Source organism: Paenibacillus tabacirhizosphaerae (assembly GCF_040812395.1).
In the GTDB taxonomy this organism is placed as follows: Bacteria; Bacillota; Bacilli; order Paenibacillales; family NBRC-103111; genus Paenibacillus_E.
The window spans coordinates 141,172-164,164 of sequence record NZ_JBFNXH010000008.1; the positions used below are offsets into that span (position 1 = coordinate 141,172).

A 22,993-nucleotide genomic window follows, 5' to 3' on the forward strand; every position below is an offset into this window, starting at 1 on the left:
TCTTATGGTATCTTGAGCGCCTGTGCCGCTAGTATAGCGAGTTCGATTTTGTTCAAACCGAAGTAAGCATCACGGGTGAGATCGTACGGAAATGGAACTGGAATGGGCTGCATATGCTGCAGCGGCTCTTGGACATTTACAAACCAATCGCCAAGCTCCACAGGCTCAAGCTTCCGGTCTGGCCAAGCAAGATCTAATGTAGGACTATAGAAGGGCATAGCTCCAGTCTTCAGCATGCTTCCGTCAAGCCTCTCCTGATATGTGATATCGGGAGGGGCTTTTCGTATGGCTGCGAATAGATGAGGCCAGTAATCTGATCGAGATCCGGTATGGGGTGTTCGTTCTGTGAAACGTTGTACGCCTTGAAGAACTGGCCCAATGCCGAATAGGATGGCATATAAACTTTTGCCGAATTCAATTCGCTCGGAAAGGTGTGAGAAATTTTCTAGAATGAGACCGGCCAGATGCATGGGCGTTAAGCCCATAATGTTCACGGGCTCTTGAGCTATCAAGGGAAAGAAAACCTGATTCAGCTGAAGCCAGGCTTGTGTTTTGAATAGCGGTTTATCTAGAACGGTTTGTTGAAAGTGCTTGTTGTGCACCACGCGTTGTTCGATGTAATTTTGCTCGTTAACGATAAGTGAAATCGTGAGCACGGCAGATTCTGGGTGGGACCAGAAGTCATGCCATACAGGCTGCATCCATGCGGATACACCTAGATGCGGCAGCAAATGAAACAGACTGCGCTTTCGTTTCCGGCTTTCTTCATACAGCAGCAGTTGCGGATAAGCATCATGGAAGATGAGGGCGTTAGCGCGCTCCAGAAAAGCAAAGATATGAATGGACTGCTCTTCATTAAGCAATTGCGGAAATAAATCCCCTCGAAGGTCGGTCATGCACCAGCCGCCATTTCGTGAAACGAGATGGGCGAGCAGTGCCCAATGGATGGTCGGGTTTGCCTGATACGCAGCCCAGTACGCTTGAGTGCGCGTCACGTTGTTCCGGTTTCTATGCTGAGTTTTCTTCGTGATTTCTTGCAGGATATGGCTTTCCTCAAAAGAAAGTGGCGAGCTCATGACACCAGCTTGCCGAAGCTGCAGCTGCCGAGCCCATTCTTTCTCCAGTCGCCGCATCGTATTTTCTGAGATCGGAATGGCAAGACGCGAATCGCCTGTTTCGGTGTTTAGAAGCTTTACAGTGAGAGGCTTCAATAAGCGCAATAGTGCATGCTGAAGCTGCTCAACCTTTCGGAAAACACGCTTATTGTTTGTATGTCCCAATGTCCGAGCCTCCTTTATTTGCAGACTTCTGCATGTCTAGTAGTGTTTGCCTATTCCTGAACAGGTATGTGAATGCAAAAAAACCATCCCACACTGGACCTGTAGAGATGGTTTTTTCGTTTAGTTATTGCTCGTTGTCCTCATGGGGCGGCGTCACGGGGCTTGCTCCTGAGCCGGGCTTAGGCAGCCGGCCTGCTCGCTGTAGCGATTCACGGAGCAAATACTCGATGTGCCCGTTTACGCTGCGGAACTCATCCCCAGCCCAACGCTCCAACGCCTCATAGAGCTTAGGATCGAGCCGCAGCGGGAAATTTTTCTTGGGAGCCATGGCAATCGTCCCATTAGTATAGCGTACCGGTATTAATGACCGGGCTCGCTGAACGGTCAGACACAATCGCTACCAGCAGATTGTTGATCATTGCCGCTTTTTTCTCTTCATCCAGATGCAACCCCTCGGCTTCCAGTTGAGCGATAGCCATTTGGACCATGCCGACGGCGCCCTCCACAATTTTCTGGCGAGCAGACAGAATGGCGGAAGCTTGTTGACGCTGGAGCATAGCGCTAGCAATTTCCGTTGAGTAAGCAAGGTGAGTCAGGCGGGATTCGATGACTTCTACACCGGCAACGGCTAGGCGCTCCTGCAGCTCTAGGCTGAGCTCAGCGGCGACCTCGTCGGCATTGCCCCGCAGCGAATAACCGTCGCCTTCATAGCGGTCATAAGGGTATTTGCTTGCGACATGGCGCAGAGCGGTTTCACTTTGAATTTCAACGAATTTATCATAGCTGTCCACTTCAAAAAGGGCTTTATACGTATCGACAACTCGAAAGACGACAACAGCAGCAATTTCAATCGGATTGCCTTCCACATCGTTAACTTTCAGCTTTACACTGTTAAAATTACGCACGCGAAGGGAAATTTTCTTTCTAGTCGAGAAGGGCACAACCAACCACAGACCGCTTTTCCGAATCGTTCCAGTGTAACTGCCGAAGAAAGTGATGACGGAAGCTTCATTGGGCTGAATGGCTGTAATCGTCGAGACGAAAATAAGGCCAAGCACGACGAGAAGTACGCCCAGAACAACGTATTGTTGCGTAAGTAAATAAATGCCAATGCCAGCCCCAATAATAAACAGGAGCAACCCCAGAAATCCATTTAACGACCAGGCTTTCGTTTCTTTCATAACTGACCAGCACCTTTCACTTGATTATATTGTTTTGATATTTATATGATATCACTTTTTACTTTAAATGTAAATCCCGATGAAAACCCACCCGGTTCCTTGTATTCACCTCACCACCTTGACACTGGTTTTCGGGCATGCTATAAGTTAGTAAATTCCATTCCAATGAGGTGTCCGTGATGCGTAAAGTATCGAATGAACAGGATTTTCAAGCAGCTGTTTCGCAATCTCCAATGACAGTCGCTGTTTTCAAAACAACATGGTGCAAAGATTGCCACTATATTGAGCCGTTTATGCCGGATCTGGAAAAAGTTTACGCAGATCGTATCTCATTCATCGAACTGGATCGTGATGAAGTGCCGGATCTCTGTGAGCAATTAAATATCTTAGGCATTCCTAGCTTCATCGCCTTCCGGGAGGGCAACGAGCTGGTCCGCTTCGTCAGCAAGCTTCGCAAAACACGTGAAGAAATCGAGCAGTTCCTTGATCGCGCCCTTGAAGTGTCCGCTGCTCTTTCTAAATAATCGTAGATAAAATAGGTACTACGGAACATGTGACGGCCAAGCGACCCTGGATAGGGTCGTTTTTTCATCCGCGGCGCGCCAAGCCAAGCTAGGCACAACTAGCTGATGAAAGTCCGGTCGAGCTAAGAGCCAAGTTGCCTCGTGTGTTTTGGAGCATTGAAATGTCGCCTCAATCTGCGATAGATCGTCTTTTTGATGGGTAAGCGGAATGTAGATGCCTTAAGAGGTGGTATTTTCGGATGTAGGGACGTTTCGCGGAACTACCGTATCTTATGAGCAGGAAATGCTAGGTTGTAGGCACAGTTCCGCTCATTTAACGCACCCTAGTTCCACTTCAGGGGGAAAAAAGGGACATTGCGGTGGAATAAGGCATCGTAGTTCCGCCGGATATCACTGTGCATGGGGAACTGGCGGTCCGGAAGTACCTCCTCGGTTTTCTTGCGAAGGCGAAATGTACCCGGAATCTTATAGGGTGTTCATGTTATGAAAACTGGATTGACCGGATGGAAGACAGGTTAGTCAAAAGAGAAAGTGGAAGGCAGCACAAAGTAGCACAGAAAAGGGAATGGGTCTGGGGTGGAAAAGCGATAGCGTCCGCCTTTAAAGTCGTGTTCGCACCACCTTGTCCAGTCAAGGAACACGACTTTAACAGCGGTGGAACCCCATGCCCAATTTCCGCTCCATGCTCAACCGTATGGGTCTAGACAAGCACCTGAGCCACAGCCTCAGGTTTTTTCCATCCGTAGATTCATGCAGAATAACCTGGACATCGGCAAGGTATTCCTAGGCGGCCTGCGGTTTCGGAGCTTTGTAACATTTGCGAATGGATTTGGGCTTCATTTACAGATATAATTGAAACGGAAAGCATTTTCGACAAATGGTTACAGAAGTTATGACATAAAAGTAGGTGCATTCATGCAAAAATGGATACAACGATTAGCGAATCTTTCGGCGATCGGCATGTTTCTCATCCTGGCGATGGGCGCGCTTGTCACGAAGGCTGACGCTAGCAGGGGCTGCGGCGACGATTGGCCGCTGTGTAATGGCAAATTTGTGCCGGCTTATACGATTTCCTCTTTTATTGAATACAGTCACCGTCTAGTAGTCGGTGTTGTGACGTTACTATTAGTTGCAACGTTCATTCTTGTGTTTCGCTATGTGAAGCGTGCAGATGCCAAATGGTTCATTACCGGCACAGTCGCGATGACGCTGATCCAAGCGGTTATGGGTGCGTTAGCCGTCGTTTGGCCGCAATCGTCGATTGTATTGGCACTCCATTTTGGACTTTCGCTGCTGGCTTTCGCTTTTGCACTGCTGCTGGCGCTGGTCTTTACCCCATGGGGGCAGTTCCAACGCAACAAGAGGATCAATCCCGGCTTTAAAGCACTGGTTTGGATCACGGCTATATACAGTTATGTAGTTGTTTATCTAGGCGCATTCGTCCGGCATACCGTATCCTCGGGCGGTTGCTCGGGATGGCCGCTGTGTAATGGCGAAGTGATTCCGGAATTGAGCGGGGCTACGGGCATTGTGTTCACACACAGAGTAGCCGCATTACTTTTGTTTTTCTGTATTTTGTTTCTGTTTTTGCAAGCGAAGCGCCGCTATGAGTCTTCGGATCGATTGGTTTCCGGGAGCAAATGGTCGCTGATTTTCGTTTTGCTTCAAGTATTTAGCGGAGCAGTCGTGACTTGGTCGATGGGCAATGAAGTCGCCTATTTATTTACAAGCATGATACACGCAATGATTGTTGCCTGTATGTTCGGTTTCTTATGTTACCTATGTGTATTAACGTTATTTGATCGCAAAGCCTTCTAACCGAAGGCTATTTTCTCTTTCATACCCCATTAATTATCGCTAAAGGTGGATCTTAAATGGTACCTACAAATTTACGCGCTTTTCTTGAAATACTACGCAAAGAAAATCAATTGATCGAAATATCAGCTCCGATTGATCCTAATCTCGAACTAGCGGAGATTCATCGCCGTGTCATTGACGAGCAAGGCCCTGCCTTGCTGTTTACCAACGTAAAGGGCAGTTCGTTTCCTGTAGTGAGCAATCTGTTTGGAACGACCCGCCGCGTCGACTTGGCGTTCGGCCCGAAGCCGGAACAATTCATGAAAGCGGTTATTAACGCGACAAGCACGCTGATGCCTCCAACGCCAAAAGCCCTATGGGGCGAAAGAGAGCTTATTCTTGACCTGATGAAGGTCGGCACGAAGCGCGTGCAATCCAGCCAAGCGCCGATTCTCGGCGGATTGAAGCGGGACAAGCCGCTCGCCGGACTGCCGGTTCTGACGAGCTGGCAGGAGGACGGCGGTCCGTTCGTGACGCTGCCGCTCGTATATACCGAGCATCCTGACGGCGGCCATCATAACCTGGGCATGTACCGCATGCAGGTCTATGATGACAGCACCACAGGGATGCACTGGCAAATCCATAAAGGCGGCGGCTTCCATTACCACGAAGCCGAGAAGCGCAGTCAGGCGCTGCCCGTCACCGTGTTCCTTGGCGGTCCGCCTGCGCTCATCGCCTCCGCGATTGCGCCGGTGCCCGAGCACTTGCCCGAGCTGATGCTCGCATCGCTTATCCTCGGGCAAAAGCTCCCCATGGTGGACAACCCCCATGGGGGGCACCGCCTCGTTGCTGAGGCGGAGTTCGCGATATGCGGCTCCGTGCCGCCGCATCTGAGACGCCCCGAAGGGCCGTTCGGCGACCACTTCGGGTACTACTCGCTCGTTCATGATTTCCCCGTGTTCAACGTGAATCATGTGTGGCACCGCAGAGACGCGATCTACCCGGCGACGATCGTTGGCAAACCGCGCCAAGAGGATTATTTCCTTGGCGAATTCTTGCAAAGATTGCTGGAGCCGGCGTTCCCGATGGCAATGCCGGGCGTCAAAGACTTATGGACGTATGCAGAGACCGGGTTCCACCCGCTTGCTGCTGCCGTCGTCCGCGAAAGCTACAGCCGTGAGGCGTTGGGTACGGCCTTCCGGATCCTTGGTGAAGGTCAGTTATCACTCACCAAGTTCCTGATTGTTACAGACCAGCCGGTTGTCCTAGCCAACTTCACACAGCTGCTGGAAACAGTGCTGGAACGATTCGACCCGCACCGGGATCTTTTCATTTTCAATAAAACTTCGCATGATACGCTTGACTATACAGGAGGTCAGCTTAACCACGGCAGCAAAGCCGTTCTGCTTGGCACAGGCAGCCCCGTGCGTGAATTGCCGAGAGCGTACACGGCAGGCGAGCTGCCGGAGATCAACGACATCGCTGTCTACTGTGGAGGTTGTCTCCTCGTATCCGGCGCTGCATATGAGGCCGAGCCGGAGCTGCCGCAGCGCTTAATCGCGAATGCCGCGAGCCGATTAACCGAGTGGCCGTTGGTCATTCTCGTTGACGATGCAAGTGCAATTGCGCATGATCAAACCCAATTCCTGTGGACGGTGTTCACACGTTTCAACCCTGCTACGGATATGTACGCGCAGTCGAGCGTGAACCGTCACCACATCGCCTATGAGCTGCCGATTGTCATCGACGCTCGCATGAAGCCTGGCTATCCGGATGAACTGTTCCCGCGCGAGGATATTGTAGAGCTTGTAGATACGCGCTGGAAGGAATATTTCGCATGAGTTCGGATCGGTTAAGACAATTGGTTCCGCACATAGGTTTCGTTCTCGTCTATATGTTATGGGGGATCAATCTGGCCTCGATGAAAATTGGGGGCAGAGAATGGGATCCCCTCGTGTTTAACGGCTTGCGTTTTGCAAGTATGATTCCCATTCTGTGGGTCTATACTTACTTCTATTATCGTTCGCGCAGTCTGAAGTTTCATATGGCGACACGCGATCTCCTTCTTGTGTGCGGTTTGGGCGTTCTGAACGCGGTAGGAATGGAGGCGCTGCTGCAGTATGCTTTGCAGTTCTCCAACTCGGCGAATGGGGCCGTTCTCGGACGAGGCTTCATGCCCGTCATTACCGTTGTCATTGCCTTAATGGCCCGCCAAGTGAAGCTGACATGGCGCATTATTGTGGGGATTCCGCTTGCGCTGCTCAGTGTCATCATCATCGTTTCTGGCGGAGCCGAAGGGTTTCATCTCGGAGCGGACACGCTTCGCGGGGATATCTTATTGCTTATGCGCAGCGTCATGGGCGCGATCTACCTAATCGGCATGAATCGGCTTGTACTGAAATATCCGCTGCCTATCCTAATATCGCTGGAAATGACAGCGGGAGCGCTGTCTTTGCTGCCTTTCGTTTTATGGCGGGCGGATGGAGCTTATTTCGCCGCAATCTCATCGACCGGATGGACAAGCCTAATTTATACGTCATTACTAGCCACAGCGCTGGGGTTCTCGATTCATAATTGGAGCCTTGCCCGGCTTGGACCTTTTAAATCTTCAGCCTATGGCTATTTACTGCCGATTACAGCAGCCATTGCTGGTTATTTTATCTTGCGTGAATCCATATCGCTTTACCAATGTATCGGAGGGGCGGGCGTTCTAGCCGCCATGTATTTAGTGCAACGGGACCGCGCTCAAACCGTGAAGCGTTCCGCTCCAATCGGGCAAACGGCACAGCAATAATGAACATAGATATTTACAAAAAGAGGTGATCTCATGCTGCGCATATTGTTTAATGAACCGAAACGCAAGGACAGCGGTCAACTTCTGGAAGCCGGCAACGCCGTTAGAAGCTATATCAAGTCGCTAAAAGCTGCGGAGATGAGCAGCCCGTCATCGGAATACAAACGGCACCACCGATTGGCTATTTGGAGCAAAGGGTTTCTCGATGCCCTTGATGAGTTGGAACAAAGTAAATATTGCTCGGAGCGTTACGCCGAACATATCTCTAAAGCGTTTCTGGAGGAAATGAATCCTGCGGAGCTTGAGGATTACCATCGCTTCGTTTATTTTTATAAAAATGCCTTCATTCGTTTATTTTCAATTTTAGATAAATTGGGTACGTTTATGAACGATTTGTTCGAAATGAAGACGGAAACGGTCAAAGCCCGATTTTCGTACTTCACAGTGCTGCGGCGCATGCATGAACATCATATTCACAGCTCGCTGGAGCTCCAGCTCTATAACCTCAAAATTGACTATAAAGCTGCTCTCGATCGGCTGCGCAATCAACGGAATATGGAGATTCATTATATTAATGCCGAAATGCTTGACGACCTGATGCAAAAGGAGCCTATTCCCGGCGAACGCATACATGTTGAGAATGTTAGAATGAATATCGCTGATCTGCAGCAGGGATTTGACATGGTTTGCCGAACGTTAACAGTAGCTTTTACTTATATTACGGCTACGATCGCAAAGGGGTAAAAGGACCATGGATTTGAAAGGCCGAACGGCTCTGATTACTGGCAGTGCCAAAGGTTTGGGAAAAATGACCGCGCTTACGCTAGCGAAACAAGGCTGTCATGTTGCTGTGAATTATGTGAACAGCGAAAAGGAAGCCTGCGAGCTCGTTGGCCAGCTGGAACAGCTCGGTGTTCGCAGTGCCGCAGTTCAAGGAGATGTTGCCAGACGGGAAGACATTGTCCGAATGGTGGACGAAACGGCTTCGAAGCTGGGGGCGATTGACATCCTGGTCAATAATGCCGGTCCTTTTTTCAGAGAAAGGCGCTTTTTTGCCGATTACCAGCTGGATGAGATTGACTACTTAACACGTGGCAATCTACTCGGCGTTATGGAGCTTGATCATTTGGTTCTGCCCATGATGAGAGAGCGTCGTTGGGGACGTATCATTCATTTTGGCTTTGGAAAGGCGGCTGAAGCGAGAGGCTGGACACATCGAGCCGTATATGCAGCGGCTAAGGTCGGATTAGTGTCTTTCACGAAGACGCTGGCTGAAGAAGAAGCTGGCAATGGCATCACGGTGAATATGATTTGTCCTGGCGATATTCGCGGCGGGAACAAAGAACGGACCATGCAGGAGGCTCGATTGGAAGCGGATGGCGAGACTCCGGTCGGGCGCCCGGGAACCGGTGAGGATGTAGCGAGGGTCATTGCCTTCCTATGCTTGCCAGAATCTGATTTTATTACAGGAAATATTATGGATATTTCCGGAGGATTAGATCCGATTCAACCTTTGCCTGTACTGAATCAACGAAAAAAATAGCTGCTGCGTATTGATAAAATTGGGCAAGCATTTGATCACAGATCAGATGCTTTTTTTGTCGCTTCAATGTGATATAAAACAGAGGGGAGCAAGTACATGAGCAAACGTTTTTTAGCACATTTAGCCGTGCATGTTTTTTTTGAGGTGTTTCGTTGGGAAGGCGCTCCAGTGAATATGGAACCGAATAAATGCGACGAATTGGTTTGGTGCCCGCTGGATCAGCTTCCTGCCAATGTTATCCCTTATATTCGCCGTGCCTTGGATAACGTTCAATCTGGCAATTACTTTGACAGCTTTGGCTGGGAGCACGAACAAAAAGAGCTTACCCCAAGGTAAGCTCTTTCTTATGAAATAAACGTTCTAGAATACTTGAACGACTTCAGTTATGCCTTCTACTTCTTCAACCAACGCTCTCTCGATACCGGCTTTAAGCGTGATTGTGGAACTCGGGCAGCTGCCGCAAGCACCCATCAGTTTCAGTTTAACAACACCATCTTCCACATCAACGAGATCAACGTCACCGCCGTCGCGTTGCAGAAAAGGACGAAGCTTATCTAAAACCTCAAGGACTTCATCATAAATTACTTCTTTTGTTTTTTCAGACATTTGATTCATCTCCTTTCTTTTATTATTATAGTACAATACTTAATAAATGAAAATGGTTTTCATCGCGATTATCTAATGCTAAGGTGGAATTTTTATCATGAGACCGATTATCGAATTTTGTGCCAGCAACATGCACCATGGAACGGATAAAGTATTGAAAGCACTTGAACTTAATCCCGATTACGACGTTATCGAATACGGCTGTCTCGGCAATTGCGGACAGTGCTATATGGAGCCTTACGCTCTTCTGAATGGAGAAATCATTGCGGCGGAAAGCGCCGACGAGCTTCAAGAACGTATCATAGAGAAAATTAAAGAGATTGAAGCCATGTTCGATCTGCTGGGTGACTGATTGTTATCCAAAATGGCGCTTGGATTTCCAGAGCACCCCGCTTTTAATCGCACGGGCGATTTTACCCGTCATGAGTGTGCGCTTGCCCATGATTCCGAAGCCGCTCTTTTTGCCGAGCGAACCAAGTGTTCCACGCAACTTGATTTTACCAAGACGTGGTGTATCGCCTTTCCAGATGGACAGCATCGCCTCAGCAATTTGCTTGCCTTGCGCTTGTGCTGCTTGGGCACTTGGGGAGAAAGGCAGGGAAGCGCAGTCTCCGACGACATATACTTCCGGATAATCAGGAATTTGATGATACTCATTCAGGACGATGCGCCCCTGCTTATCCTTGGGCACATTGAGGGCTTGTACGATTGGCGTAGGCTGAATGCCTGCTGTCCATATCGTTACATCCGTCTTGATAATTTCATCTTGATTGTACAAATCTCCGCCATCCAAACGGACTAACGACACTTGCGGGCGGAGCTCGATATGATGCTCGACCATCCACTCACGCACATACTGCTGCAGATTGCTTGGGAAAGACGACAGCAAGCTTGGTCCGCGATCGATCAGTCGAATATTCAGATCGGGCCTGCTTTCGCGCAGCTCGGCAGCCATCTCAACGCCGCTTAAGCCGCCCCCGATAATCGAGATTTGGCCGTAAGGCGCAATGTCGTTCACACGTTGATACGTAGCGCGGGTTTGCGAAAGCGTTTGAATGCTGTAGGAGTGCTCCTCAGCGCCAGGAATGCCGTGGTAGCTGTCAACACAGCCTAACCCGATAGCCAGCCAGTCATACGTAAGCGGTTCTTTGTCCGAGAAAAGAATCTGCTTATTTGCCAGATCTACCTCCGTAACCTCTCCATAAGTAAGAATTAATCGAGGATCAAGCGGGTAAGCGACGCGAATGTGCGTCTCCGCTATCGTTCCTGAAGCCAAAGCGTAATATTCAGTTTTTAATCCCTGAAACGGGCTTCTGTCCACCAAGACAAGCACGGTATCCTCAGGCAATTCCTTCTCTAGTATGTTTAAGGCTATGGTCAAACCGCCATAACCTCCTCCAAGAATGACAAACTTTTTCATGCTCTCAATATCCCTTCTGATCCTTATCTCTATAGGTAGTATGACTAATATACTTTGATTTCATTATAAAAGGTGTCGCGTTCAACGGCCTGGCGTCCCGCGCCTTGAATGAGCCACACGAGCTCGTCGCGGGTTAAGCCTTCTGGAGATAAGGCTCCTGCTGCGTGTGAAATACGCTCTTTTACAATAGTCCCGTGAGCATCTGACGCGCCAAAGGCGAATGACAACTGGGTTAGCTTCGTGCCAATGTTAATGAAATATGCCTTAATATGCGGGAAATTATCCAGCATCAGTCGGCTGATGGCAATTGTTTTCAATTCATCGAACGCAGGGACACGGCGTTTAAGTCCGGCATTTTTACTTGCAGGCTGAATGGAGTTGGGAATGAAGACAAGGAATCCTCCGGTTTCGTCCTGCAGTTCGCGGAGCAGCATCATATGGCGGATTCGTTCTTCCTTTGTTTCAATTGAACCGTACAACATCGTTGCGTGTGTTTTCATGCCGAGTTGATGCGCAGCGCGATGAACGTCAAGCCATTCTTCAGAGGACGCTTTCTCCACTTTCATTTTTTCACGATAGCGCTGAGTCAGAATCTCAGCTCCGCCGCCAGGAAGTGTAGATAACCCTGCGTCCATAAGTGTCTTTAATACCTCTTTATAGCTAAGTCCGCTAATGCGCGAGAAAAATTCGATTTCCGCCGCAGTGTGCGCCTTGATCGTAACGTCAGGATAGGCTTGCTTGAGCTGGCGGATGCAATTGACGTAATACTCAAATGGCAAATGCGGGTTATGCCCTTGACTGATATGGAATTCCCGAAGTTCGGGATGGAAGTTCTCAGCTACATAAGCCAGCATCTGGTCTGGAGTAAGCGTATAAGCGCCTTCCTCGCCCTCGTCGCGGCGGAAATGGCAGAATGCGCAGTGCTCCTCGCACACATTGGTGAAATACAAGCTCATGTTCTGAACAAAATAAACCTTGTTGCCGTTCAAACGCGTATTCACGATATTAGCCAATTGACCAATGGTCAGAAGATCTTCCGATTCGTACAGAAAAACGCCGTCCTCCAGGGATAAACGTTGGCCATTTTGAACCTTTTCAGCGATTTCAGCCATGCGTTTATCTGGATTCGTGATCACAATACTCATGATTTCTTCCTCCTTATGTGGAAAGTGGTTGGTTGTGTGCCCATACAAAATGGACGCATTCGGTCTTAGAACCGTGAATGCGTTCGAGGCGTGAGTCGTTCAAGTACCCGTATTCCGTATCGGTTCAAGAATTCATGCCTGTGTAATAAAAAACGCGCAATCCATCCATCTTATTATAAACCTACTAAATGGGAGGGGCAATATTTAGATCGCGATTAACCGACAATCGACACAAATCCCGGATTCAGCATGATAATCTTGCAAAATATATTCCCAATATTGCCATATTCCTGTATACTAATTCAATGTGATTATGTAAGGCAAAAGGTGATTATAACGTGCTACCTATACTCGTGACTGAACCACAAGAACGACTGAATACAGAGATTGAGCAGCTTCGTGGCCAGATGGTGACACTTGGAAATGCTCACGGCTTTCTTCATCCGGATGTGCAGCTATGCAGCAGACAGCTCGATCAATTGCTTCTCCAATATTACCATTCATTGAGAGGCAGTCCATGACTGCGAGCTGTGTCCCAGCCCTTGAGCAATGAGTTGAATAGGAGTATACTTATTAGTAAGCATTACAGTAGTAACTTTAGGAGGGATTTCCTTATGATCACGATTAGCGAATCTGCTTGCGATAAAATTAAGGAGCTTCTCGCTTCTGAAGAATCACCGAACCTGTTCTTGCGCCTTGGCGTAAAAGCCGGAGGCTGCAGCGGCTTTTCCTACGGCATGGGCTTTGACGACGATCAGAAGGATGATGATAAAGTAATGTCCATTCATGGCTTGAAGGTCGTTGTGGACGAAGATAGCTCCAAATATTTATACGGCGTTGAGATCGACTACACAGATGCTGGCATGGGCGGGGGTTTTTCCATCAATAATCCGAACGCCGTAGCATCCTGCGGTTGCGGTCAGTCGTTCAAGCACAAGGAAGACGCTGGAAAACCGCAAGAATGCGACGAATAAACCGCGCTGTATCAACGTTTCCCGGTTCGGTGACCTAATCGTTGCCTAAACGGAGCCTGAACGTTAGCCGAAGCGGTAGATTGCGGATTGTACCGGAAAAACTGCGGATTAACAACCGTGAACTATGTACGATAACAACCCTAAAACTGGCGTTTGTGGGTTGCGGACTACGACCTCCTGACGGATATTCTACGCGAATATTCTTCGGGAGGTTTTTGTTTTGACGTTAAAAAAGAAGGAACGTAGAGTACCGGTCGGCGCGCGCTCAAACGTTCAGGAGTATCCGCAGTTAACTTTCGAGCATGCTTTAGATCTCGTAATGAGTGCGAAGAGGGCGGAGGGTGTTCGCGATCGAACGCTGCTTGATTACGGGAAGCATTACGGTTATTTTCTCAAATGGTTACGCGGAGCGCATCCGGAAGTGGCGTACGTGAATGATGTTACTGCGAGTATGGTGCGCGATCACGTCAACTTTATGCGGTACGATGCTGTAAGGTATGACGGTCACATAAATATTCCGACGGAGAATCAGCGCGTTGGATTATCGGATACGACCGTCAACATCAGACTTAGAACGTTGAAAGCAATATTTAACCAGATGCAACGGGACGAGCTTATCGAATTTAGTCCGCTTAATAATGTTAAAACGCTCAAACAGGATATTGACCTGACGAATTGTTTAACGGACGAAGAAGTAAAAGCGATACTAGCTCAGCCGAATCAGCGGGATTATGTAGGGTATCGCGATTACGTAGCGATTATGTGGATGCTAGATACCGGTCTTCGTATATCGGAGTTATTGAGTTTAAGGATAGCTGACATCGATTTTCAAACGCGATTCGTAACGCTGCCAGGCGATCGAAATAAGAATCGTAAGCCGCGACTTATACCGTTCTCTCCTCAAATAGCGAAGCTTACACTTAGCGTAATAGAAGAGAATCGACAGCACTTTACAACAGATCGTATTTTTATGTCGTGTTTCGGGGAACCCCTTGGCGCGAATCAATTTAATAAGCGGCTCAAATATTACGGCCAAAAGGCTGGAGTAACCGCGGCAAAAATTACGGCCCATGTTTACCGCCACACGTGGGCAAAGAATATGATACTCAACGGGTGCGACCCGTTTACGCTACAGAAAATGGGCGGGTGGTCTGATATTCGTACGATGCGTCGTTACATTCAAATGGATACGTCGGACATGCGGAGCAGTCATGACGAGTACTCTCCAGCGAGTAAATTCGTAAAGAAACGTATTTGAGTGGATTTCTCCGGCATTGGCTCGCGCAAGAACTGCGTAGGGCGGCCGGACTGCCGCAAGAATAACGAAATAGGAGCGTCGTTTGACCGTTTAATAGCGGTTGGGCGGCGCTCCTTTTTTGCGTTTAACAGTCTGTAGCCTCATGTTAAAACGAATAACGATATGAAACGTTGACCAACGGGAATTTATGCTAAAATAACGTATAGAGGAGGTGGCAGCATGAAGAAGCGACGATTAAGGCCGAAATCAGAACTACGTAACGTAAACACAATTACACGCAATAGCAACGAATATTGACGAACCGTCCACGCAATTATGCGCAGGGCGGTTTTATTATTTCTAGGGGGTCTAAAATCGTGGCTGACAGAAGAATAGGTAAACGTTACCACAACGGAAGAAAAGAACAATCAAAGTATCCGCACCTCTCTATTTTGTTTGAAGCGTTTTATAATGCCAAGATTGCGGAGGGAGTTTCACCGCGAACTCTAGAGACTTATCAAAAATGTTACGAGTATTTATGTGAGTATTTAACATTAATTAACAAAATTCATTACTTGAATAGCGTAACAACGGAAGTTCTGCGCGGTTACATAACTTGGATGCTTAAATCCAAGAGAAAATGGGAAGGGCATGCACATAAAGCTGAACGCGATAAAACGGTGGGTCTTTCGCCTGTAACCGTTAATACTCGATTGAAGGGCTTGCGGACAATGTTTAATTTCTTGTTTGTGGAAGAAATAATTGCTTCAAACCCGTTCGATAAAATTAAGCCAGTTCGTGAGCCAGTAAACAAAATCGTCATAATGAATTCGGATCAAATGCGGAGGATTTTAAAGGAGTCCAATAAACGTACATATGCTGGATTCCGTGATTACGTTTTCATGACGCTTTTGATCGATGGATTTTTCCGTATAAGTACAGCATTGAGTATAAAAAGAAGTGACATAAATTTCGGTACCGGTATAGTACGCATCTCGGCAGAAAGACTGAAATCACGTCGTTCAATTGCAGTTCCTGTTGAACGGAGTACCTTACGTCTGATTATGGAGCTTATCAAAGAAAACATGGAAGCCGGATTCGACTCGGAATTAATCTTCCTTACGAATTTTGGCGAGCCTATATCACGTAATCGCATGCGGGATCGTATTAAGCAGCACGCAACTGCCGCCAAGGTCGAAATTAACGTATATCCCCATTTATTCCGCCATTCCGCGGCCACGCTCTTTATTGAGAATGGCGGAGATCCGCGATATCTGGCTGAGATTTTAGGTCACTCGGACTTGCGTCAGATTATGCGTTATACGCACCTATCAGAGGACTCAATTAAGGAACAGCACGCGAAATTTTCACCAATAAAGAATGTTATCGGCGGAAAAAGTAGCTCAAGGCGGATAAAACGACTACGCGAGGCGGAATTTTAACGGCAAATAGCCTTATTTATCGCAATATCGAGCTAGCCGATTATCGGTAAGGAAACAACGCTAATTTCCCGTCTTAAATCGCTCAAATAACGCAGGATATCTATACGGAAGAATAACAAAGAAACGCCAGACAACGGAGGGTATTCCGCTATGCTGGCGTTATTACGTGGAATTCGTATAAGTTTCGCGAGAACCAAGTATCGTTTATTTTCACGGAGTCCTCGTTGTACTCGCGTAGGAGCCCGGCATACTCAAGCATCTCGTTTTTACTAACGATTACGTAAGTTTGCGAAAGTGCGGCCGCGAAGAGATCGATATCGGTGGATAACGTTTTGTTCATCATGCCAATCCTCAAGCTTTAATATAAGGCAATTTCGAGATTACCATGTGCCTAAAAAACCGGCGGTTTCTTCTTTGCTCCTAAGATGCGTTCGACAATTGCGCAGTACTTACCAAACAATAGGATTTGATATTTACAAATCAGCAGAACCTTGTACCAAACTGAGGGAATCTCGATACAAAAATGGAACCCAAAACGTCGGATATTGCTTCGTGCCTCTAAACTCAAAAAAACCTATTTCAACCAATTCTTGAGCAATTGTAAGGGCATCCTGCTCATCAATTCCCCATATATATGACAAATTCTTTTGAGTTTGCTCGGTTTTCTCCCCACTAAGTTTTTCTAAATATGGTTGATATTTAGGGTATTCAGCGTAAAATGTCTGTTTTAGTCTCACTCTGGATACTTCTGGCAAAGCTTCTTTAATTGCTGAGCGCTCAAAAAGAGCATCGCCAATTGGTTCTTTATTGCCATTTTCAAGATATCTAAGTTGAACTTCTCTTGCAGATGAGAGTAAGTGAATCAATTCTCTTGGGGCGCTTTGCTTATGACCGTCATAAGTTCTACTAAGCATCCAATCAAAAGTTTTTGGTTTCTTTTCTCCGCTCTCTACTTGGTCTGGGAAAATTTTATAGAATAGATTTTGCTGCTCGTTGTTGTTGCGTAGGATTTCTTCGGGTTGTACTTTGTAGTAGGTTACTAATTGTGGATTTTTCAGTACTCGACGTATTAGTAAATTCATCAAGGATTGGTCATCCCAAGTCAAGGTTACACTACGAGTAATATGACTTGCTTCTCTGAACCCGGTCTCGGAGACTCGATTCCAGATATCGTTTCTTATGAAGATTTTAATAGATATATTCAAATGACTAAGTAAGTCTAAATAGACTTTAAACAGTGCTCTGATAGCGTTCTTTTCAAGAGTTTGTGACTCTACAAATGCAACATCCAAGCGGTCTATAACCAACCAAATATGTAAGCTTTGGCCGATAAGAATATCATTTACTTGATCAAATAAACTATCGACCGAAATGAATCCCTTATCGCGCAGACTCTTCGTTGGTTCCCGAAGTGTTATCTTTCCAGTAAATCCGCTAGGCATTCCAGTGGAAGGGTCTAACTGCAATCCACCTTCGAAAGACTCTGGTCTAGTTAGTGCACGGACATAGTCAAATACATTTCGTAATGCCCATCTGCGATTTTCAGATTCATTTGTAAGTACTCCGGACTTTTCTAAAATCTTTCTAAGTTTATCTAAGGGTTTATTATCCTTTACATCCTTCAATTGCTGAGCAATTAGGGATAGAAAATAAAGCTTCCAAAGTCCTGAAAACTCTAATTCCGTAGTAGGAGGGTCAGAAACCAATTCACTAAAAGCAGTTGTACCACGTGGATTCTCAGCTGGAATAATTAGAATTCGTCTATCCAGTAACTCGGATTTCCTATTGAGTAGTAAGGAGTAAATTGCGCTCTTACCGGACCCTTTAGGTCCATAAACAACGTCTACTTTTCCTGAGAAAATTCGATTCCACTGGTCTGTCTCAACAAAATATGAACTAAGCTCAGAAAGCTCATCTTCTGCTACACGCTCCCCAAAGGTAAGGTTATTTATTATTTCCCGTTTACTCATCAAGTCCCTCTCCTGACATGTCATTAGGTATTATCCGGTAAATATTGAAGTAGATCGCCTGGTACGCAGTCAAGTGCTTCACACAGTTGATTGAGGACCTCGATACTAACGGCTTTAACATGCTTGTCTTCCTCACGTAATTTTTCATTGTTAACCCATTGACTCAAGGTGTTCGGTCGAATGCCGGTCTGCTTGCTAATTTGATACATGGTCATGCCACGTTTTTCTAACATCTCCGAAAGCTTAAAACGAATCAATGAAAACCACGCTCCTATTAATTTCCATTTTACCACATTAGAAACGCTTGACGTTATTAACGTTTTGGGTTAATATCAAATAAAGATAATAACTCAAAACGTTATTAATAGGAGGCCCCACGCCATGCCAAACGTACACATTCGCTATACCCTGCACTTATCATCCGGTACCATCCACGCGACACTATTCACCGGAACCGACCGCCAAACAATCGCTGTTCAACGCGGATTCTTTTGCGCCATCACAAACGTTGGCCGTGACGCTGTTCTCGGCGCGGTTGAGGTTACGCCATTTATTGCGGCAGCTCTAAGTTTCATCGTACCAGTCGCGGTAGAGGAGGTTGCAACCGCATGACCTACGGAACAACGTTCTATCCTCCGCCAACTAGCCGCCGCCGTCGCATATCTGGAAAAACTCTTGCGAAGCTGCTGGCGTTTACGATCGCAGAAGTCATCCGCCAACTATTAACTTGAGGAGGGCCGCCATGAAACCGATTAAACTACGTATGAATTTCGTCCGTTCTCAGGAACCGTACCGCGACGCATATTTGCTCGATGACGGCCGTCACGTGATGACTGCTATCAACGGAGAGATGTTTCTGCTAGCGGTGGTTCCCTCGGTTTACCCCGATTTATACGCGCAAGATAGTGAGCCGATATTCCTCGGCAAAGTTAGTCGCGATTGCGATCTGGACGTTATGCGTGATCTATACGAACGGATGTTACGTATATCTGCGTACGCGCTTTTCACCGAATACGATCGTGATAAAGCCGGCAGTAACGGATTTATGCTCATAAACGAGCCGGACGATGAAAGCCCGCCAGAATCACCGTTTCACGAATACGGACGACGCTAGGGAAGCGATCGTCTTTCTTTTTCCCGGAATAGGCCGGAAAGGGGGTGATAGTTATTCGCAAGATCACGGTATGGATGATGCATCGCGACCACGTTGCGGACGAGACGCTAATATTTGATTGGATCGCGTACCTATTAACAGATAACGTTGCCCTAATTCTCGCACCGGAAGACGAAGTTGTTAACGTAGCGCGTGTCAAGTTACGTGATGACGATTGGAATACCATTACTTTAAGTAATAGTAATCGCGGCAACGATTGTTAACTGGTAATTGTCTAGACGGAGGAGCAAGCGCCAAATTGCTCGAACGCCAACTCCGTGCTTTTTGTAACGACGTTGTTGCATCTCCGGTGCCTGTGTAGCGCCAACTATACGGAATCGCCACGCCGGATTACTCCGCGGTTCACGCCAATGTTCCGCGGACGTTTGTCCCGTAACGCCAATTGCGGGACTTCCTTACGCTAATTCCTTCAACGTGGAGCGCTGCAACGCTCGTTAGGCACGCGTTGAGTTTCCGATAAATGTCCGGTAATAGGCAACCGGATAGCTGAACGGGTGGGGTGACGACCTCGCCCGTTTTTCTTTATGTCATCTAATACGCAAATAACCGAACATACGTTTCATTTATTAGTAATTTTTTTATTTTTTCTCAATGTACCAAAAAGACGATGAGCAAGTGTGTATTTAAGAAGAAGGGAGTGCGGATGTACCAAAATTGATTACGCAGCCTAGGTATTATATGTGTGCGGAAATAAGAGCCGTGTAGTATCTAATAGTGAAAGCAATTTCCGCGGAAAGTGTGCGAAATCATGTTTAGCCTTGTGTAATATTGTAGGTCGCTTACTGTGCGGAATTGAAATTTAATCGTTATTACCTATAGGAGGTGTGTGCGAAGTGACTTCGACGTACGTGTAATATAGTATGGCGTAAATTTTCGCGGTAACTGTGGAATAGCCCTCGAAAAGTGTGCGAAAGTCAAAGTAACCGTAGATTAATGTAATGTGGACGCAAAAAGTTACCGCTAAAAATGTGCGAAACTCATCCGACCGTACATTAACGTAGCATAGGTTCACGGAAATAAAATCTCGCGATAAAGTGTGCGAAATTGAAAAACGCGGATATAGTCTAGTATAAGGAACAACGCGTAAGTGCGGCGCGAGATAGCGAGCGTACTAAAACTAATCTAAGGGAGCGATTTGAATGAGTAACTTACAAGGAACATCGGTCTTGCTTGAAATGGAAATGGAGGCTTTCGGCTTCAAAACAGAAGTGGCCCGATTTGCGGTAACTTTATGCACAATTGTGAAAAAATATAACAGGGCATTCAAAAGGTACTTTAGCGCATTCGACCTACTTCGAGAGGGATCGATAAGTTTTGACGGCCTCGCTAAGCTACTGAGTTATGAACTTTCAGAAATGGAGCAAGCAACAAAGTCTTACAATATGCTGGCTGCTCCTCGTGGGTATAAAACCATTTACAGACGCATCTCCCGAGAAATGAAAGTCTGCTATACATTCGCGTTTCTTGCTCAAAGAGATTATGGAGAAGGATGTACGGTGTCGGCGGTAGATAGTTTAATAACAGCAGCTAGGGCATGTCAGTCCGCTAACGATAGATTAATCGAAGTTTTTCATTCTTGGTTAGATAGGGTGAGTATGGAAGTATAGAACTAAGTTTAAGGAAGGAGGCACCATACGATTGAAAACGTACTTCTTCTGTTATGACGTTGTCTTAAGCCGAAAACTCCGCGATAAAGGTATCCGATACATAACAGTCGCGGTCCATCCGAAGACTCACCGGATGTTCTGGCTCTATGAGCAAACGCTAGAACTATCGGAGGCTCTGTATCAACTCAAATAGCGGAGGGGTGCGGGTTAAACAATGCAGAAACTGATAGACAAATTGTTCGAGTTTTATTTGATCCAAAATACGCATTATCTTATTCAAATGAAAGACGGAAGCTTCATAACGCGGAACGATCGCAGTAAGCCCTTGCGTAAGTTTCATGTTCAGAACCATCTCGACGGTAAGCTACCAATCGGCACGTTTTCCGGCGCGTACCTCACGAAATTTATCTGCTTTGACGTAGATTACCCGGATGATCCGGACACGGCGAAGTGGGTCGCGTATAAACTGGCGCACACTCTCGACGAACTCGGCCTTCATAATTATGCGATATCATTTAGCGGCACGAAGGGTTATCACGTCGAGCTATTCTACGATAAGGCGATCAGCGTCGATGCATCCCGCCAGTTCTTCGATTTTATCGTTCAACGCGCGGAAATAATCAGCGTCGGTTCCGGCAAGACTGAATTCGTTCCGTACGCGACAAGGGGCGTCAAGTTACCACTCGGCATCCAGCAGAAAACGGGCAACTTTTGCGGCTTCTGTAGCGTTGAAGACGGTCTGCGCGTCATGGATCGCGCCGAATCGATCGCGTATTTTCTCAGCGTAAAGAAGACGGACCATGCCGCAGTACTCGCGCTAATTTCAGAAGAACGCGCGTACGATAGCCGAGCCGCTGCCGATATGGAGAACGCGATAAGCCGGTATAAACCGTTCAAGGCTTACGATCAATCCGAAAGTTACATGTTATCGCACGCGGCCGCACGCTATAACGAAGGTTTGACGGCGCCGGGCCAACGCCATAAATCCTTTCTACTCCTCGCGCGGTTAATGAATCACAACGGGGTCGAGCGGTCGGAAGCACTGGCGGCTATTGCGGAATGGTTCACGTGGCAGGATAAGCGGCTTTATAACACGGATTGGCCCGGTTGCATTAAAGACCTGCGGGAATGCGTCGATTACATTTACGACCATAATAAAACACTTATCGCCGAGCCTTGCGATCTAACGGTTACTTTTCCTGAGATCGACGCCATAATCCGGCAGTGTCCGCAAAAGAACCAAAAGGCGATTGTGTACGCGATGCTCGTTCATTCGAAACGGTGGGGGAACGGAGTGTTCTACATGTCTTATGTTCAGATCGAAGAGGCGACGGGGGTTGACGATAATACGGTCGGACGGCAGATAAATAACCTCGAAAAGCTAGGCGTTATCGAAATAGTACGGCGGAATCAGAAGCAAAAGGGGACGTTCAAGAAAAAACCGAATTTTTACCGGATGACATTAGATGTCAGGGAGAGTTTAGATGAGCGGAGTTACGAGGCGACCGATGCCGCCGGTCTTGGGGACTGTTTGCGGTATTTTTATACCGATAGAGAGATACGGGCACTATTACCACGGAGACAGAGTGAGGCGGTATTGACGGTATCCTAGTACGTCTTAATAGATGAAATAAACCTATTTATACCCCAAAACGTACATAATAATCCCAATGTATCATTTGTTAAAAATGTACCGCATCGACGCTCATAAGTCAAATAATTAGACAAACGGGGGACTTAAAAATGGCCATTTCGGATATTGAGCCTGGCACCGGTGCAGTCGAGTACGCCCGCAGCCTTACAGCAGGCATGACCCGTGAACAAGCAGCGATTGCATTGTCGAGGGCATATCGTATAAATGACGCGCGAATCAAGAGGTGCGATTACTGCGGGTACCTCTTTCGTGACGAGAGTAAGCGGAACCTTCGGCAAACATGCTGCGGAGAATGCAAAACGGCGCTGAAAACGCTGCAACGACGGCAGCAACGGGCGGACAAGGCGTTACTCACTGGTGAGCCGCCGAAGGTAAAGCGTAAGACGAAGCGCGATGTTTATTATGTATGGTGGCTCGAATATCCTTTCTGGCTTAGTGAGTACGAAATGTTAAAGCAAACGTGGAAATATGAAGTGTCCCACGACACCGAGCTGATGGACGCGATTCAGGAAAAGAACATGACATACGGGGCGGGCAACCGTAAACGAGGCAATTTAAGTGGCGACAACAGAGTATAGGTGAAGGGGAGTTATTCCCTGATAATTTTTATAATCAAATTGTACGAAAAAAGCACTACCACAATAC

27 protein-coding genes are annotated in these 22,993 nt (G+C 47.2%); 18 read left to right on the forward strand and 9 right to left on the reverse strand.

Features of this window, described 5'->3' with window-relative positions:
* Nucleotides 1-2: 2 nt before the first annotated feature.
* The 3 genes from ABRS97_RS16065 to ABRS97_RS16075 form a co-directional block, all read right to left on the reverse strand.
* Nucleotides 3-1,280 (reverse strand): DUF2515 family protein, encoded by a 1,278-nt coding sequence (locus ABRS97_RS16065; protein ID WP_367815505.1) that lies wholly within the window; start codon nt 1,278-1,280, stop codon nt 3-5.
* Nucleotides 1,281-1,404: 124 nt separating this feature from the next.
* Nucleotides 1,405-1,608: a type II toxin-antitoxin system antitoxin gene (locus tag ABRS97_RS16070; RefSeq protein WP_367815506.1), complete on the reverse strand. Its 204-nt coding sequence runs from the start codon at nt 1,606-1,608 to the stop codon at nt 1,405-1,407.
* A gap of 13 nt (nt 1,609-1,621) precedes the next feature.
* Nucleotides 1,622-2,461: an SPFH domain-containing protein gene (locus ABRS97_RS16075; protein WP_367815508.1), complete on the reverse strand. Its 840-nt coding sequence runs from the start codon at nt 2,459-2,461 to the stop codon at nt 1,622-1,624.
* A 179-nt stretch (nt 2,462-2,640) separates the two neighbouring features.
* Between ABRS97_RS16075 and ABRS97_RS16080 the strand changes: the two genes are divergently transcribed.
* From ABRS97_RS16080 to ABRS97_RS16110, 7 genes are all read left to right on the forward strand, one after another.
* Complete coding sequence (locus ABRS97_RS16080; RefSeq protein WP_367815510.1) at nt 2,641-2,985, forward strand: thioredoxin family protein; 345 nt, start codon at nt 2,641-2,643, stop codon at nt 2,983-2,985.
* Nucleotides 2,986-3,900: 915 nt separating this feature from the next.
* Entirely contained in the window at nt 3,901-4,803 is a 903-nt protein-coding gene (locus tag ABRS97_RS16085) for a COX15/CtaA family protein (RefSeq protein WP_367815512.1), read from the forward strand.
* Between the two features lie 56 nt (nt 4,804-4,859).
* Nucleotides 4,860-6,623, forward strand: coding sequence for a UbiD family decarboxylase (locus ABRS97_RS16090; protein WP_367815514.1), 1,764 nt, complete (start codon nt 4,860-4,862; stop codon nt 6,621-6,623).
* The gene (locus ABRS97_RS16095; protein WP_367815516.1) at nt 6,620-7,576 is read left to right on the forward strand and encodes a DMT family transporter; all 957 of its coding nucleotides are present in this window, start codon (nt 6,620-6,622) and stop codon (nt 7,574-7,576) included. Before ABRS97_RS16090 ends, ABRS97_RS16095 begins: the two co-directional genes overlap by 4 nt.
* 33 nt (nt 7,577-7,609) lie before the next feature.
* Nucleotides 7,610-8,320 (forward strand): Cthe_2314 family HEPN domain-containing protein, encoded by a 711-nt coding sequence (locus ABRS97_RS16100; protein WP_367815518.1) that lies wholly within the window; start codon nt 7,610-7,612, stop codon nt 8,318-8,320.
* Between the two features lie 7 nt (nt 8,321-8,327).
* On the forward strand, nt 8,328-9,119 hold the full coding sequence (locus ABRS97_RS16105) for an SDR family oxidoreductase (RefSeq protein WP_367815520.1): 792 nt from the start codon (nt 8,328-8,330) through the stop codon (nt 9,117-9,119).
* A 96-nt stretch (nt 9,120-9,215) separates the two neighbouring features.
* Nucleotides 9,216-9,455 (forward strand): NUDIX hydrolase, encoded by a 240-nt coding sequence (locus ABRS97_RS16110; protein ID WP_367815522.1) that lies wholly within the window; start codon nt 9,216-9,218, stop codon nt 9,453-9,455.
* 24 nt (nt 9,456-9,479) lie between these two features.
* Here ABRS97_RS16110 and ABRS97_RS16115 read toward each other — a convergent pair whose 3' ends face one another.
* Nucleotides 9,480-9,725, reverse strand: coding sequence for a NifU family protein (locus tag ABRS97_RS16115; RefSeq protein WP_367815524.1), 246 nt, complete (start codon nt 9,723-9,725; stop codon nt 9,480-9,482).
* Between the two features lie 97 nt (nt 9,726-9,822).
* On the opposite strand from ABRS97_RS16115, the gene ABRS97_RS16120 reads away from it, so the two are divergent.
* A complete protein-coding gene (locus ABRS97_RS16120; protein ID WP_367815526.1) occupies nt 9,823-10,077 on the forward strand; it encodes a YuzB family protein in 255 nt (84 codons plus the stop codon).
* Nucleotides 10,078-10,080: 3 nt separating this feature from the next.
* Here the strand turns inward: ABRS97_RS16120 and ABRS97_RS16125 are convergent, their stop codons facing one another.
* Both ABRS97_RS16125 and mqnE read right to left on the reverse strand, forming a co-directional pair.
* On the reverse strand, nt 10,081-11,145 hold the full coding sequence (locus tag ABRS97_RS16125) for an NAD(P)/FAD-dependent oxidoreductase (RefSeq protein WP_367815528.1): 1,065 nt from the start codon (nt 11,143-11,145) through the stop codon (nt 10,081-10,083).
* Nucleotides 11,146-11,189: 44 nt separating this feature from the next.
* Nucleotides 11,190-12,290 (reverse strand): aminofutalosine synthase MqnE, encoded by a 1,101-nt coding sequence (mqnE, locus tag ABRS97_RS16130; protein WP_367815530.1) that lies wholly within the window; start codon nt 12,288-12,290, stop codon nt 11,190-11,192.
* A 338-nt stretch (nt 12,291-12,628) separates the two neighbouring features.
* Here mqnE and ABRS97_RS16135 point away from each other — a divergent pair, with 338 nt between their 5' ends.
* The 4 genes from ABRS97_RS16135 to ABRS97_RS16150 all read left to right on the forward strand — a co-directional run bounded on the left by ABRS97_RS16135 (nt 12,629) and on the right by ABRS97_RS16150 (nt 15,943).
* Nucleotides 12,629-12,811: a Spo0E family sporulation regulatory protein-aspartic acid phosphatase gene (locus ABRS97_RS16135; RefSeq protein ID WP_367815532.1), complete on the forward strand. Its 183-nt coding sequence runs from the start codon at nt 12,629-12,631 to the stop codon at nt 12,809-12,811.
* 93 nt (nt 12,812-12,904) lie between these two features.
* The gene (locus ABRS97_RS16140; RefSeq protein ID WP_367815533.1) at nt 12,905-13,264 is read left to right on the forward strand and encodes a HesB/IscA family protein; all 360 of its coding nucleotides are present in this window, start codon (nt 12,905-12,907) and stop codon (nt 13,262-13,264) included.
* 220 nt (nt 13,265-13,484) lie between these two features.
* Nucleotides 13,485-14,522 (forward strand): tyrosine-type recombinase/integrase, encoded by a 1,038-nt coding sequence (locus ABRS97_RS16145; protein WP_367815535.1) that lies wholly within the window; start codon nt 13,485-13,487, stop codon nt 14,520-14,522.
* A gap of 356 nt (nt 14,523-14,878) precedes the next feature.
* On the forward strand, nt 14,879-15,943 hold the full coding sequence (locus ABRS97_RS16150) for a tyrosine-type recombinase/integrase (RefSeq protein WP_367815536.1): 1,065 nt from the start codon (nt 14,879-14,881) through the stop codon (nt 15,941-15,943).
* 148 nt (nt 15,944-16,091) lie between these two features.
* On the opposite strand, the gene ABRS97_RS16155 is transcribed toward ABRS97_RS16150, so the two are convergent.
* The 3 genes from ABRS97_RS16155 to ABRS97_RS16165 all read right to left on the reverse strand — a co-directional run bounded on the left by ABRS97_RS16155 (nt 16,092) and on the right by ABRS97_RS16165 (nt 18,170).
* Nucleotides 16,092-16,286: a hypothetical protein gene (locus tag ABRS97_RS16155; protein WP_367815538.1), complete on the reverse strand. Its 195-nt coding sequence runs from the start codon at nt 16,284-16,286 to the stop codon at nt 16,092-16,094.
* 130 nt (nt 16,287-16,416) lie between these two features.
* A complete protein-coding gene (locus tag ABRS97_RS16160) occupies nt 16,417-17,913 on the reverse strand; it encodes a P-loop ATPase, Sll1717 family (RefSeq protein WP_367815540.1) in 1,497 nt (498 codons plus the stop codon).
* Nucleotides 17,914-17,936: 23 nt separating this feature from the next.
* Complete coding sequence (locus tag ABRS97_RS16165; protein WP_367815542.1) at nt 17,937-18,170, reverse strand: helix-turn-helix domain-containing protein; 234 nt, start codon at nt 18,168-18,170, stop codon at nt 17,937-17,939.
* A gap of 124 nt (nt 18,171-18,294) precedes the next feature.
* Here ABRS97_RS16165 and ABRS97_RS16170 point away from each other — a divergent pair, with 124 nt between their 5' ends.
* From ABRS97_RS16170 to ABRS97_RS16195, 6 genes are all read left to right on the forward strand, one after another.
* Nucleotides 18,295-18,525 (forward strand): hypothetical protein, encoded by a 231-nt coding sequence (locus tag ABRS97_RS16170; protein WP_367815544.1) that lies wholly within the window; start codon nt 18,295-18,297, stop codon nt 18,523-18,525.
* Nucleotides 18,522-18,644: a hypothetical protein gene (locus tag ABRS97_RS16175; RefSeq protein WP_367815546.1), complete on the forward strand. Its 123-nt coding sequence runs from the start codon at nt 18,522-18,524 to the stop codon at nt 18,642-18,644. The genes ABRS97_RS16170 and ABRS97_RS16175 overlap by 4 nt, the downstream gene beginning before the upstream one ends.
* 11 nt (nt 18,645-18,655) lie before the next feature.
* Nucleotides 18,656-19,027, forward strand: coding sequence for a hypothetical protein (locus ABRS97_RS16180; RefSeq protein WP_367815547.1), 372 nt, complete (start codon nt 18,656-18,658; stop codon nt 19,025-19,027).
* 1,199 nt (nt 19,028-20,226) lie between these two features.
* Nucleotides 20,227-20,694, forward strand: coding sequence for a hypothetical protein (locus tag ABRS97_RS16185; RefSeq protein ID WP_367815549.1), 468 nt, complete (start codon nt 20,227-20,229; stop codon nt 20,692-20,694).
* A 214-nt stretch (nt 20,695-20,908) separates the two neighbouring features.
* Complete coding sequence (locus tag ABRS97_RS16190) at nt 20,909-22,306, forward strand: TOTE conflict system archaeo-eukaryotic primase domain-containing protein (protein ID WP_367815550.1); 1,398 nt, start codon at nt 20,909-20,911, stop codon at nt 22,304-22,306.
* A 131-nt stretch (nt 22,307-22,437) separates the two neighbouring features.
* Nucleotides 22,438-22,926, forward strand: coding sequence for a hypothetical protein (locus ABRS97_RS16195; RefSeq protein WP_367815552.1), 489 nt, complete (start codon nt 22,438-22,440; stop codon nt 22,924-22,926).
* Nucleotides 22,927-22,993 lie beyond the last annotated feature (67 nt).

Coding starts and splice junctions, on each gene's coding strand:
- ABRS97_RS16180 (WP_367815547.1), top strand. CDS start 18,656: ATGAAACCGATTAAACTACGTATGAATTTCGTCCGTTCTCAGGAACCG.
- ABRS97_RS16185 (WP_367815549.1), top strand. CDS start 20,227: ATGAGTAACTTACAAGGAACATCGGTCTTGCTTGAAATGGAAATGGAG.
- ABRS97_RS16075 (WP_367815508.1), bottom strand. CDS start 2,461: ATGAAAGAAACGAAAGCCTGGTCGTTAAATGGATTTCTGGGGTTGCTC.
- ABRS97_RS16155 (WP_367815538.1), bottom strand. CDS start 16,286: ATGATGAACAAAACGTTATCCACCGATATCGATCTCTTCGCGGCCGCA.
- ABRS97_RS16085 (WP_367815512.1), top strand. CDS start 3,901: ATGCAAAAATGGATACAACGATTAGCGAATCTTTCGGCGATCGGCATG.
- ABRS97_RS16090 (WP_367815514.1), top strand. CDS start 4,860: ATGGTACCTACAAATTTACGCGCTTTTCTTGAAATACTACGCAAAGAA.
- ABRS97_RS16170 (WP_367815544.1), top strand. CDS start 18,295: ATGCCAAACGTACACATTCGCTATACCCTGCACTTATCATCCGGTACC.
- ABRS97_RS16095 (WP_367815516.1), top strand. CDS start 6,620: ATGAGTTCGGATCGGTTAAGACAATTGGTTCCGCACATAGGTTTCGTT.
- ABRS97_RS16160 (WP_367815540.1), bottom strand. CDS start 17,913: ATGAGTAAACGGGAAATAATAAATAACCTTACCTTTGGGGAGCGTGTA.
- ABRS97_RS16175 (WP_367815546.1), top strand. CDS start 18,522: ATGACCTACGGAACAACGTTCTATCCTCCGCCAACTAGCCGCCGCCGT.
- ABRS97_RS16115 (WP_367815524.1), bottom strand. CDS start 9,725: ATGTCTGAAAAAACAAAAGAAGTAATTTATGATGAAGTCCTTGAGGTT.
- mqnE (WP_367815530.1), bottom strand. CDS start 12,290: ATGAGTATTGTGATCACGAATCCAGATAAACGCATGGCTGAAATCGCT.
- ABRS97_RS16105 (WP_367815520.1), top strand. CDS start 8,328: ATGGATTTGAAAGGCCGAACGGCTCTGATTACTGGCAGTGCCAAAGGT.
- ABRS97_RS16070 (WP_367815506.1), bottom strand. CDS start 1,608: ATGGCTCCCAAGAAAAATTTCCCGCTGCGGCTCGATCCTAAGCTCTAT.
- ABRS97_RS16080 (WP_367815510.1), top strand. CDS start 2,641: ATGCGTAAAGTATCGAATGAACAGGATTTTCAAGCAGCTGTTTCGCAA.
- ABRS97_RS16100 (WP_367815518.1), top strand. CDS start 7,610: ATGCTGCGCATATTGTTTAATGAACCGAAACGCAAGGACAGCGGTCAA.
- ABRS97_RS16125 (WP_367815528.1), bottom strand. CDS start 11,145: ATGAAAAAGTTTGTCATTCTTGGAGGAGGTTATGGCGGTTTGACCATA.
- ABRS97_RS16140 (WP_367815533.1), top strand. CDS start 12,905: ATGATCACGATTAGCGAATCTGCTTGCGATAAAATTAAGGAGCTTCTC.
- ABRS97_RS16120 (WP_367815526.1), top strand. CDS start 9,823: ATGAGACCGATTATCGAATTTTGTGCCAGCAACATGCACCATGGAACG.
- ABRS97_RS16110 (WP_367815522.1), top strand. CDS start 9,216: ATGAGCAAACGTTTTTTAGCACATTTAGCCGTGCATGTTTTTTTTGAG.
- ABRS97_RS16190 (WP_367815550.1), top strand. CDS start 20,909: ATGCAGAAACTGATAGACAAATTGTTCGAGTTTTATTTGATCCAAAAT.
- ABRS97_RS16195 (WP_367815552.1), top strand. CDS start 22,438: ATGGCCATTTCGGATATTGAGCCTGGCACCGGTGCAGTCGAGTACGCC.